The sequence below is a fragment of the Paenibacillus senegalensis JC66 genome (genome assembly GCF_000285515.1).
Lineage (GTDB): Bacteria > Bacillota > Bacilli > Paenibacillales > NBRC-103111 > Paenibacillus_L > Paenibacillus_L senegalensis.
Map to the genome: position 1 here is coordinate 130,749 of NZ_HE610958.1, position 11,422 is coordinate 142,170.

The following is an 11,422-nucleotide window of genomic DNA, read 5'->3' on the forward strand; positions in this document are numbered from 1 at the left end:
GGTAAAGAATGAGTCTGACAACCTGCAACATTCTCATCTCACAACAGAGCGAAAGAACGGTAACCGTCACCCGCTCCCTAAGCAAACTGCTGCAATTAAACACTTCACGGACCATAACCGTCCGCTTAGGCAATAAATCCTCCACCCATCCCGTCAAAGTCGTTAACCGCAAAGGCTATTTCGTCGTTCTCCCGCATGCTGTCGCCTCTCAAATCAGGCTGCCTTCCGGAGGCAAATGCATGGTCAAAAGCAATACCGGCAAAGACCTGCAGTTCGGACCTTTAATCGGAATTATGACCAGCACCAGCAACAACCCGGTTCTTCCTTTCGGCTCGCGCACCGGCTTCGTCAAAGAATTCCTGCGGGCGGCCAGCAATAAGTTCGCCTATTACTTTGTTTTCTCCCCCCGTAACGTAAATTGGGATGAAGAAGTCGTCACCGGGTATTTCCCGTCCTCCGGCGGCCGCTGGGTCCGCAAAACAGTTCCGCTGCCCGATGTCATCTATAATCGCCTGCCAAGCCGCAGTGCAGAGAAATCGATCTCGATGGAGGATTTCAAAGAAAAGTTCGTCCGCCGGAATATTCCGATTTTCAACTGGAGCTTCTTTGACAAATCCGATGTTTACCGCTTGCTCGCTGGAGATGAAGCTAACGAGCACGTTCCGGAATCCCACAACCGTCCAACGTCCCAAATAATCCGGACCATGATGGAGAAGCACCGCTTTGTCTATTTGAAGCCTACAGCCGGGAGTCTCGGCATTGGAATTTACCGCCTGACCTACAGTCCCGAAAGGGGGTATTTCGCCCGGTTCCGCCGCAATGGCAGCAATGTGCTCATGCGCTTCTCCCGTTTTGAAGGACTCATGCGGCTGCTCAAAAACCACGGAGTCCGCATGCAGTATTATGTCGTCCAGCAGGGGATCCGCTTGATTGAAATTGACAGCTGTCCGATCGATTTCCGCTTCCATATGACCAAGAATGGCGATAATGAATGGGTAACCTCCGGGATCGGCGCCAAAAAGGCAGGGAAAGGCAGCGTAACTACCCACGTCCGCACCGGCGGACAGCTGATGACTCCAGAGCAGGTGCTAAACCGGGTATTCGGCAGCCGCGGTGACAGTGTGCTGGAGAAAGCCAAAGCCGTTGCCATCAAGCTGGCCAATTCTATTGAACGCAATTATTCGAGACCTTTGGGCGAGCTCGGCTTTGACCTCGGCATCGACAAAAATGAACGCATCTGGATGTTCGAAGCCAACGCCAAGCCCGGACGCTCTATTTTCAAGCATCCTTCCCTTAAATCCCAAGGCAAAACCTCGTTAAAAAATCTAATCGATCACTGCATGTACCTGAGTCGATTTCAGCTGAGGAGGGAGGGCTAGGTGGAACTTTTTCTGCAGCATGCCTCTCCCCTGCCCTCGATTGCAATTCTAACGATGCATGATAATACAAGACCTTTCCGCGGCAATCATTATAACTTTATCGATTTAATTCAATGCGGCAAGGAACTGGGCGCCTTTGTCTATGTCGTTGTGGTCAAGGATTTGAAGCTTTCGCAAAGGAGAATCAACAGTTACGTCTACAATACATCGACAAAGACCTGGTCTCAGATGATGCTCCCGCTTCCCCAGGTCATCTACAACCGGATCCCGACGCGTAAGGATGAGCTTCAGCCCGAGGTGCAGCAAACGATTAAAGCATTAATGAGGCATTCTCAAATTCGTTTTTTCAATCCTTTCTTTTTTAACAAATGGGCGTTATTTGAGTGGCTGAATAAAGCCAAGCTGACGAAAAAATATACCCCTGCAACTAAAAAATTGTCAGGCCCTCAAGACCTGGAGCTATATCTCAAGCATTTTCCCACCATCTATTTGAAGCCTATCCGCGGTAAAGCCGGTAAAGGCATTATGAAGGTCGAGCTGAGCTCTGTCAAAAGCAAGCCATACCGCCTGAGCTGGCAGAATACTCGCAAAAGCCATCTGTCCGCCCATGCAACACTCTCCAAGCTGTGGGTGCAGCTCAAGGAATTGATGGGCTCGGAGGAATACATTGTCCAGCAAGGAATCAAGCTGGCCAGTTACCAAAGCCGGCCGTTCGACCTTCGCGTGCTTGTCCAGAAAAACGGCAAAGGCAAATGGAGCCTCACCGGCATTGGCGCCAGAGTCGCCGGTAAGCGCAGCATCACCACCCACGTTCCGCGCGGGGGCTCTATCGATGAGCCGGAAAAGCTGCTAAGCGCCACTTTTGGAAGGGAAGCTGCCGCTCTTCTCCTCGCTAAGGTCAAGCGGGCGGCTCATACGATCGCCCGCCGGATCGAGAAGGCATCCGGGCACGTCCTTGGAGAAATGTCTATGGATTTAGGTGTGGATACTTCAGGCCAAATCTGGTTTTTCGAGGCGAATTCGCGTCCGATGAAATTTGACGAGCCAGACATCCGGCAGAAATCCTTGGAGCGGATTATTCAGTACGGAAAATACTTGAGCGGCAGCCCGAAGAAAAAGGGAGGTGGATAAAAAGCTATGGCTGAAATGGTCCTTGGCGTGATGGCCTTATACATCCGCAACAACCGCATGGAGGATATTTCGTTTTTCCGCAAGTTAAGTATTGAGGGAGAGAAGCTAGGGGTGAACATTCAAGTGTTCACTCCCGAAGACATTTCTGCCAAAAACGATATGGTTCACGCCCATATCTACAACAGCTCACTGAAAAAATGGACCAGAAAATGGGTGCCGATCCCCCAGCTTATTTACGACCGCTGCCGATACCAGAAGACGTACCGGTTCCAGCTGCTCAAAAAGTTTAGATCCCGCTACGGGCATCTGACTTTCCTTAACCGCCCCATAATGCATAAGTGGGGAAACCAGAAGCTGCTCGCCGCGAACAGCTTCATAGCCAAACACCTGCCGGATACAACGCGCTACCAGAGCCGCGAGGATCTATACCGCTTTCTGCAAAATTACCCTCTAGTCTACTTAAAGCCGGAAGACGGCACCGGCGGACGCGGGATCATCAGCATTCGGCGCCAGTCAAACGGATTGTACCTGATCCGGGGACGCAATCAGGGGCGCAAAATTATAGCCCCCCTGCTCGTCCGGAAGGAGCAAATTCCGCTCAAGCTCGCCTCTTTTCGGCTGAAGAACGGTTACTTGATTCAACAGGGGATCGATATTACCCTGCCGGATGGAAGAGTGCACGACTTTAGAATGCTCATCCAGAAGAACGGACAGGGGCAATGGGAAGTCACAGGCTGTGCGGGCCGCATCGGTCCTCCTAAAAGTGTCACCTCCAATCTGCATGGAGGAGGCTCCGCTGCGACGATGGAGGCTCTTCTGCGCCGCCGCTTCGGCACGGCCCAGATTGAAGAGATCCGCAGCAAGATGGAAACATTGAGCCACCGCGTCGTTGAGCACGTGGAAAGCAAATTCAAACATCTGTGCGAGATGGCACTGGATCTGGCTGTTGACCGCAAAGGAGGCGTCTGGCTGCTGGAGATTAATCCCAAGCCGGCGAGAGAGGTCTTCTACCAAATCGGAGAGAGGCGCACTTACACTACTGCCATACGCAGGCCGCTGGAGTATGCTATTTGGCTAAGACAGAATTCCTCCAAGGCTTTATCCAAAAAAATGGACAGAACCTCTTCCGAAAAATGGAAACCTGCCTTAAGCACTCTTCGTGATAAGGTCAAAGAGCTTGGGCTACATGCCCGGGAAGAGGAGCAGGTAGCTTCCATTGCTTCCCTGGCGGAAGAAGACTCTTTGCAGACAGAGCGCAGCTCTGAAGATAACCGGCAAGACAATTCTGCCCGGCAGCACAGCGCCGCACGCGAACCGGATGACAGCTGCACAAAGGAATAGGGCGTGTGGTTAACTATCATCTTGTAACGATTATCTCCCGCGTCCCAGAAGCTTTGCGCTTCGGGGCAAAACAAGGCCGCCCCGCTCCTAAATTGCAAGGAGGGGAAGCGGCCTTGTAAGCTTATTGGCACCATAAGGCATCCCGCCTGTCGCGCAGCCCGTTTCGGCTGGCCATCGTCCCGGAAAGCCTGCTAATGTACCTCTTCGCCAATCAGTCTAATAAATCCGGCAATTGCCTAATGTCGGTAATAAGATGGTGGGCACCCGTAAGCTCACCGCCGGCTCCAAAGTCTGCGTAATTGCAGCCGACCACTGTCAACCCGTTCTTCAAGCCAGCTTCTACATCAGACGACCGGTCCCCTACCATCCAGCATCTGCTCACTCCATGGGTATCCATCAGCAGCCTAACGAGCACGGCCTTGGAAGGCGTCTGAAATTCCCCCGCACTGTACAGCTGTTCGAAATACTCGGAAATCCCTTTATGTTGAACGACCTGCTTGACATAATCCTCCAAACCGTTGCTCGCTACAAACAGGCGAATCCCTTTTTCCTTCAATGCGGCCAGCATTTCAGGCACACCCTCGTAAAGCTCGCCGGTTCCATTCTCCAGCAGCTTCAGTTGATGTTCCAGCATCAGATCATTCATCCGATTGATCAAGTCATCGCTTGCCCCAGGAAGCACCCTCTCCCAGATTTGCCGCAGCAGCATGCCGAGCCCGCCCAGCAGTCTTTCTACCGGCGGCGTCTCTCCCTCATAGCTGCCCTCTTCGCGCAATTGATCAAACATAGCGAAATAGGCTGGTTCCATCAATGTTTCCGCCTTGAACAACGTGCCATCGAGGTCAAACAGGATGGCTTCCGGATACTTATTGCCACTCATCAATTGATCTGCCCCTTAACATTATTTCGTCAAATTTCTCTCATACGTTTCTCCGTTTGACAATTGATATTATCAAATCATGAAATGCGCGTGAAGTCAACGGCCAGACATTATACAGACCGGGAACCGAGCCTCTCCAGGTTCTTATACCCTTATAAATCAACAAAGAAGCATATCAGCCGCTTTAGACTTTATGCTTCTTAATTGAACGAGATCATATTATGCAGCATTTGCCCTTAAATGATATACTAAAAAATTTGCTTGCGGTCCCGCTCCATTTTCAATATTTCTACCGCTTCCCGGAATCGCTGGGAATGGACGACTTCCCGCTCCCGCAAAAACTTTAAGCTGTCCTGCAAATCCACATCATCCGTCATGTCAATCAGCCACTGATACGTTGCCCTTGCTTTCTCTTCAGCGGCGATGTCCTCGTACAGATCAGCTATCGGATCGCCCTTCGCCTGAATATACGCTGCAGTCCATGGGACACCCGCTGCATTATTGTAGAACAGCGCTCTGTCATGGTTGGCATAATGGTCACCCAGCCCGGCTTCCTTTAACTGCTCTACCGTCGCATCCTTGGTCAGCTTGTAAACCATGGTCGCGATCATCTCCAGATGAGCGAACTCTTCTGTTCCGATATCGGTCAGCAGGCCAATGACTTTGTCGGGAATGGTGTAGCGCTGATTCAAATACCGGAGAGCGGCAGCCAGCTCGCCATCTGCACCGCCGTACTGCTCAATCAAATATTTCGCCATCCTTGGATCGCACTTGCTTACCCGCACGGGGTACTGCAATTTCTTCTCGTACACCCACATAACTGGTAACTCCTCCCGCTCCATATATGGTTCTCTCTATATTTTTATTGCAAAGCTAAACCTGCCAGGGCCACGGGGCTTCCGCCCACTGCCACGGGTAACGGCTGAAACTATGCCCAAATCCGAGTAAGGGGCCGAATTCCTGCTCGAATCGAGCCGCTTGCTGCTGTCTGATTTGGGATAGCTGGTTGAACTGCTCCAGCGCCTTCAGATCATGGGGATGAGTGTCCAGATACAAGGTCAGCTCCACTAAGGCAAAGTCCGTTTCCTGCAATTGCTGCAGCAATTCATAGTAACGGGGAGAGACTGTGGCCTGCTCCGTTTTGCCGGACTTATGCTGCTGGACAGATTTTCCCTTACTCATGATTAACAACTCCTTTCTACGGTTGGGGCTCATACGGACTATAAAGCGCAGGCCACAAGGTTCCTTGCCGCAAGGCTTCCGGCAAGCTGTTCTGAGGCAGCTGCGGAGGCTGGAAGCCTAAAAACAGCTGAGGCGGCGTTGAATAGGTTTTCACCCGGATCGGCGGGCACGGATCAAATGGGCCGATGAACGGATACCATACTCTTGTTTGCGTGAATGCTTTCATTGTCTGCTCCTTTCTGCAGCATCTTGACATACTTTCCTTTACCTTATGATATTGGCCTACAGGTGGTCTGGGCGGCTGCCCAGACGAAGGAAACTTTTCCTTGCCTGATAATGATTGTTCCACATATAATTGCTATAACAACTAATTAACGTGAATAATGCGCTTAATGCTTCTCGCATGGTCGGCTCAATGCTCTTTTAATGCTGCAGGCTGGGCATGCCCGGCTTTGGTAAGATGCATACACGGCACACTGGAGTGAAAGGTGATGGCCATGAATAAACCGCGGCTGGAGCAATCTATCGGCTTTCAGTTATCTATAACTTCGCGCAAGCTTTCTCATTTGTTTACCCTGCGTTTGAAGCCATTTCGAATTACCCCGGAACAGTGGCTCGTGCTGAGCTGTATCCGCGAGCATAACGGCATCATCCAGAAAAGCATAGCCGAGCGGACGGGCAAGGACAGACCGACCGTTACCCGAATTTTGGATTCGCTCGCAAGGAAGAACTGGATCCGCAAGCAGGCAGATCCGGGAGACCGCAGATCCTTTTTGGTCTTTACGACACCGGCCGGAGACCAGCTTCTCGAACAGACTGCAGGAATAGAGCAGCATCTGGTCCGGCAGGCCACAGAAGAAATTGCTAACCATGAATTGGAGGAGCTGTTCCGCCAGCTTCTATCCATTCGCCGCAAAACTGACAGCTTGATTTTAGAAGAACAGGAGAAAGAAAATGTCCGACATTTCCACACAAACTAAACCCGAACGCATCGTTCCCATTCAACCGGAGCCCTTGTGGACCCGGCCTTTTATTTTATTAACCTTATGTTATTTTCTATTGTTTCTATCGCTGCAAATGCTGCTTTCACCATTTCCGGCCTATGTAACCGAACGCTTTAATCCCGGAGATGTTAAAGTCAGTTTGACTACTACTTTGTTTGCGCTGGCGGCGATTGCTGCCCGATTTGCTACGGCCGCTTTGATGAAGGCTATATCCCGTCATTTGCTGCTGTACGCCGGGCTAATCCTGACCGTTATCTGTACGGCCGCCTATCCGTTTGCCAATTCGTATGCTGTCCTTCTGGCGCTTCGCATAGGCTTTGGCATTGGCTTTGGAATGGGCAGCACTATCATGGCAACGATGGTTTCCCACATTATTCCTCCCCAGCGTATGGGAGAAGGTATCGGCTACTTCGGCCTGTCTACCAGCCTTGCCATGTCTCTCGGACCGCTGGCCGGACTTTCCCTGCTCGACCATTATGGTTTTTTGAGTTTATCCATGTGGGGGACTTTAGCCATCTCCTTAATCTTTCCGCTCCTTATGGGGATCGGTTTGCGGCAAGCAAGAATAGCCCGTACCTCACAGGCCTCCTCTGCAGATAAGAAAAGCTTGGCTGGAAGCGGGAAGAAGCAGGCGGCTGCAGAATCGAATCCTCAGGCCGGCCTGCCCGGGAAGAATGGAAGAGAGCGACGATCGATTCTATTCATCCTGCCCCCGGCTTTTCTTAACATGGTAATGGCAGTAACCTATGGCGGGCTGCTGGCTTTTCTCGCGCTGTACGGAATCGAGAGAGAGCTTGAGGCTATTGGATTGTTTTTCCTCTTTAATGCTTTGACGATACTAGGCGTCCGTCCGATTGCAGGCAAATTATTTGACAGAAAGGGGCACGGAGCAGTTCTCATTCCCGGAAGCTTATTTCTTGCGGGCAGCTTGCTCATCCTGTCTTTTGCCGATCAGATGCTCCTGCTCGTGCTGTCAGCCTTGCTCTACGGACTCGGAATGGGCTCCGTCCAGCCTACCTTGCAGGCCTGGATGCTGAAAGAAAGCGATCCGGCCCGCTACGGAACTACGAACAGCCTATTTTACAATTCCACGGATCTGGGCATTGCCGTAGGCTCATTATGTCTCGGGGTCATCGCTTCAGCATCCAGCTATGCGTTCATGTACCGATGCTCTTCATTCCTAATGCTCGGATTCCTGATCCTCTATGGAGTTATCCGCTTGATTCTGAGCAGAAACAATAAAAAGCGGTCCGCAATCGGAACCGCTTCGTAAGACAGTCAAGCTTCCGCCGCCCAATCAATCCAGACGGATATTGAACCTTATCAGGCCTTCATTGCGGAGGGCCTGGTAAATAATAACCAGGACCGGGCCCAGGAACAAACCAACTGGCCCGATCAGCTTGTAGCCGACAAACAAGCTGATCATGACGGGCAAAGCTCCCACCCCAATCGCATCGCCTACCACTTTGGGCTCGAGAATACGGCGAATCAGCGTAACGGCAAGCAGCAGCAGAGCAAGCCCTGTCATCAAATAATAATCGCCTGTCAAATAATTGTAGACCGCCCAGGGCAAAAGCACTGCACCGGCCCCGAGTATGGGCAGAACATCAACCAGCACGATGAAAAAGGCAGTTGCCAGCGCATAATCCACCCCCATGAAAAACAGACCGGCCAGCACCAGATTAAACGTAATCATGCTCAGCACTAACTGGGCGGAGAAGAAGCCGAATACCGCTTTGCGAAGGGTTTCCAATACGGAAACGACCTTTCGCCGGGACTCTTCTTCAAACAGAGAAAGAAAAGATTGATAGATGGCGGGCAGCTTTAAGCTGATCATGTAGAAGGAAATGAGGAACACGATTACCGATAGAAGCATCTCCGGTATGCCTCTTGCCAGTGAGAACAGAAAGCCGGAGAAGGTCGCCATCCAATCCGAGAGTGTGCTTAAGAATGTGCCCAGCGCCGCTCCTATTCGTGAAGAGAACCCCGGATAAAGCTTATCCAGTGCGGAGGTCACCTGATTGACTGCCTGATTAAAAATAGTGCTGGCCTCCAGCAGCAGTACGGGCGCCCGCCGCGAAAGCTGAATCGCCTCCATAACAATTTTGGCTCCCAGGCCATAGGTAATGGCCATCAGACTGAACAAGAACAAGGAGCAAATTAAGGGGGAGACTAAACTGCGGCTAAGCTTAAACCATTTTGCAGTCTGGATAATAAGCGGCTCCAAAAACACAGCAATTAACAAGGCAAATAAAAACGGACTCCCCACTGTAAAGAGCATATAAAGCAACACAATTCCGATCAAAGCATAGACGACCTGTTTGCCGGACATGGTTGGCCCTCCTTACAAAAGGGAGGCCGTCCAGCAGGCAGCCGCTAGAGGATGGCCTTCCGTTGTTTGAAATTTACTCCCTTGTAATAAGCGTCCGCTACGAGCAGATTTGGCCCGCAGCACCGGGCTTCGGGACAATAGCAGTTGACCATCAGATTAAGCGGATGGTCGAGCCACCGTGCAAACACATCGTCCAGGCGATCCTGTTGAATAGTTCCGAGCGAAGCCAGCGAAGAGAAGTCGGTGACGAACACTTCTCCGGTGAACAAGTTGACGTTCAGCCGGTTGCGGCCATCCGGATCATTGCGCACGGTTACCATGGGGGCTTCACGAAGTCTGCGGATCAATCGCTGGTCCTCATCACTTGGACTGCAGCTGTAAAAGGGAAGCGTGCCGAACAGCATCCAGACATCAGGCTTGCGGTGATCCAGCAAATCATGAATCGCTGTGCGGGTTTCGTCCAGGCTTAAGGCAGGCAAATTCGCAGCGAACGAGCTGGGGTACATCGGATGCACCTCATGGCGCCTGCAGCCCATTTCTACGATCATCTGATGGATCTGCGGCATTTTCTTATGCGTCCGGTAGTTAATCATCGACTCGGCCGATACGAACACCCCCCCTTTGCTAAGGGCGATGGTGTTGCTAATCATCTGCTCGTACAATTTGACAGCGGTAGCCTTCTTCACTTCGCGCCCGGTATGGGCAAAGCCGATTTGCAGAAAATCTTCGGCATCGGCGTAATTAAACGATATGTGAAGCACGTCCAGAAAGGGGGCCAGCCGTTCATAGCGGCTAAGATCCAGCGTGACATTAGAGTTGATCTGGGTAAACAGGCCCCGATCCTTCGCATACTTCAATAGCGGAAGCACGTATTCATTGACGCTGCGTTCATGAAAGGTTGGCTCGCCGCCGGTTATGCTTATCGTTTGCAGATGCTCCACTTCTTCCAGACGCTGCAATATAAGAGGAAGCGGGAGCTTTTCTTCTTCTTTCATGACGAGCGCATCGCCAACTGCGCAATGTTCACAGCGCATATTGCATAAATTGGTTACCGTCATTTCCACACTGGTCAGCACATGTTTTCCATGCCGGGCAAGGGAATGAATCGGATCCCACGGATCATTTTGCGGACTCATTACCGGTTTCATTATCGCATTCATTGTTGTTACACACACCTGACTTTTAGCAAATTATAGGAGCTCAAAGGCTCTCCTGATGGATGCTCTTATTGTACCTGATGTCGGCTTAAAGTTAAACAGCCGGATCCTGCGCGCTAATCGCCAGATTTTCGGGAACAGGCCTTACGGCCTTGTCCCTATATATGTATTCCGAATAATTCCGATTTAGAATACTAAAAACCAACCAGTATCAAATACAGAATGACGATCCCTGCTAGTACAAAGCGGTAATAGGCGAAATAAGTTAATTTCAAACGGGCTACCAGTTTAATGAAGGTAGCTACCGCTAACAGAGCGACGACGAAGGATACGAGGAATCCGACCGCAAAAAACAGAACATCGCCCCCCGCAAGCAGATGATAGTTCTTAAAAAGATCGTAGCCTGAGGCGGCAAACATAATCGGAATCGCCATCAAAAAGGTGAAATCAGCCGCGGCGGCACGGCTCGTTCCGGCCAGCATACCACCTGCTATAGTTGCGCCAGAACGGGAAAAACCGGGCCACAGAGAAAGACATTGTGCTGCGCCTATAAACAAAGCCTGCTTGTAGGTAATATCCTCCAGGGTAGGCGCTTCAATGACGGAAGGGCCCTGCTTCTCGGCAATGATCATGAACAGCCCGCCAATTATTAAGCCGAGCACAACGGTCTCCGGCATAAATAGCAGCTTAATGTAGCTGTGGAGAAAAAAAGCAAGCAGCATAGCCGGAAGAATACCGATCAAAATGTGCAGCAAATTCAAGCGGGGGCCCGGCCGGTACCTCTCCGCCGCATCCTCAATCCCGATCAGCCGCAAACATCGCTTCCAGTACAGCACAACGACCGCCAGTATGGCGCCCAGCTGAATGACAATTTCGAACGTTTCGGCCTTGTCTCCCTTGAAATCGATAAGATGTCCAGTCAAGATCATATGACCGGTGGAGGACACAGGTAAAAACTCGGTCAAGCCTTCTACAATTCCAATGATGACAGCTTTCCAAAGATCCAGGATTACCAC

12 protein-coding genes are annotated in these 11,422 nt (G+C 51.1%); 5 read left to right on the forward strand and 7 right to left on the reverse strand.

Annotation, left to right across the window (positions count from 1 at the left end; genetic code table 11):
* The first annotated feature begins 8 nt into the window (after window positions 1-8).
* Genes PSHG_RS09100 through PSHG_RS09110 form a run of 3 tightly spaced genes read left to right on the forward strand, consistent with a single transcriptional unit; the run spans window position 9 to window position 3,851 of the window.
* The gene (locus PSHG_RS09100) at window positions 9-1,379 is read left to right on the forward strand and encodes a YheC/YheD family endospore coat-associated protein (RefSeq protein ID WP_010272101.1); all 1,371 of its coding nucleotides are present in this window, start codon (window positions 9-11) and stop codon (window positions 1,377-1,379) included.
* The gene (locus PSHG_RS27085; protein ID WP_010272104.1) at window positions 1,380-2,510 is read left to right on the forward strand and encodes a YheC/YheD family endospore coat-associated protein; all 1,131 of its coding nucleotides are present in this window, start codon (window positions 1,380-1,382) and stop codon (window positions 2,508-2,510) included.
* A gap of 6 nt (window positions 2,511-2,516) precedes the next feature.
* A complete protein-coding gene (locus tag PSHG_RS09110) occupies window positions 2,517-3,851 on the forward strand; it encodes a YheC/YheD family endospore coat-associated protein (RefSeq protein ID WP_010272106.1) in 1,335 nt (444 codons plus the stop codon).
* Between the two features lie 211 nt (window positions 3,852-4,062).
* Here PSHG_RS09110 and PSHG_RS09120 read toward each other — a convergent pair whose 3' ends face one another.
* The 4 genes from PSHG_RS09120 to PSHG_RS09135 all read right to left on the reverse strand — a co-directional run bounded on the left by PSHG_RS09120 (window position 4,063) and on the right by PSHG_RS09135 (window position 6,139).
* Window positions 4,063-4,731 (reverse strand): HAD family hydrolase, encoded by a 669-nt coding sequence (locus tag PSHG_RS09120; RefSeq protein ID WP_010272107.1) that lies wholly within the window; start codon window positions 4,729-4,731, stop codon window positions 4,063-4,065.
* A gap of 248 nt (window positions 4,732-4,979) precedes the next feature.
* Window positions 4,980-5,549: a manganese catalase family protein gene (locus PSHG_RS09125; RefSeq protein ID WP_010272108.1), complete on the reverse strand. Its 570-nt coding sequence runs from the start codon at window positions 5,547-5,549 to the stop codon at window positions 4,980-4,982.
* Between the two features lie 55 nt (window positions 5,550-5,604).
* Complete coding sequence (locus tag PSHG_RS27090; protein WP_010272109.1) at window positions 5,605-5,913, reverse strand: spore coat protein CotJB; 309 nt, start codon at window positions 5,911-5,913, stop codon at window positions 5,605-5,607.
* A 16-nt stretch (window positions 5,914-5,929) separates the two neighbouring features.
* Entirely contained in the window at window positions 5,930-6,139 is a 210-nt protein-coding gene (locus PSHG_RS09135) for a spore coat associated protein CotJA (RefSeq protein WP_010272110.1), read from the reverse strand.
* A 265-nt stretch (window positions 6,140-6,404) separates the two neighbouring features.
* On the opposite strand from PSHG_RS09135, the gene PSHG_RS27095 reads away from it, so the two are divergent.
* Window positions 6,405-6,893, forward strand: a complete 489-nt coding sequence (locus tag PSHG_RS27095; protein ID WP_010272111.1) for a MarR family winged helix-turn-helix transcriptional regulator — start codon at window positions 6,405-6,407, stop codon at window positions 6,891-6,893.
* A complete protein-coding gene (locus tag PSHG_RS09145) occupies window positions 6,868-8,190 on the forward strand; it encodes an MFS transporter (protein WP_010272113.1) in 1,323 nt (440 codons plus the stop codon). The genes PSHG_RS27095 and PSHG_RS09145 overlap by 26 nt, the downstream gene beginning before the upstream one ends.
* A gap of 24 nt (window positions 8,191-8,214) precedes the next feature.
* Here PSHG_RS09145 and ytvI read toward each other — a convergent pair whose 3' ends face one another.
* From ytvI to PSHG_RS09165, 3 genes are all read right to left on the reverse strand, one after another.
* Window positions 8,215-9,249 (reverse strand): sporulation integral membrane protein YtvI, encoded by a 1,035-nt coding sequence (ytvI, locus tag PSHG_RS09150; protein ID WP_010272115.1) that lies wholly within the window; start codon window positions 9,247-9,249, stop codon window positions 8,215-8,217.
* A gap of 44 nt (window positions 9,250-9,293) precedes the next feature.
* A complete protein-coding gene (yfkAB, locus tag PSHG_RS09155) occupies window positions 9,294-10,409 on the reverse strand; it encodes a radical SAM/CxCxxxxC motif protein YfkAB (protein WP_010272117.1) in 1,116 nt (371 codons plus the stop codon).
* Window positions 10,410-10,600: 191 nt separating this feature from the next.
* Window positions 10,601-11,416: an undecaprenyl-diphosphate phosphatase gene (locus PSHG_RS09165; protein ID WP_042121746.1), complete on the reverse strand. Its 816-nt coding sequence runs from the start codon at window positions 11,414-11,416 to the stop codon at window positions 10,601-10,603.
* Window positions 11,417-11,422 lie beyond the last annotated feature (6 nt).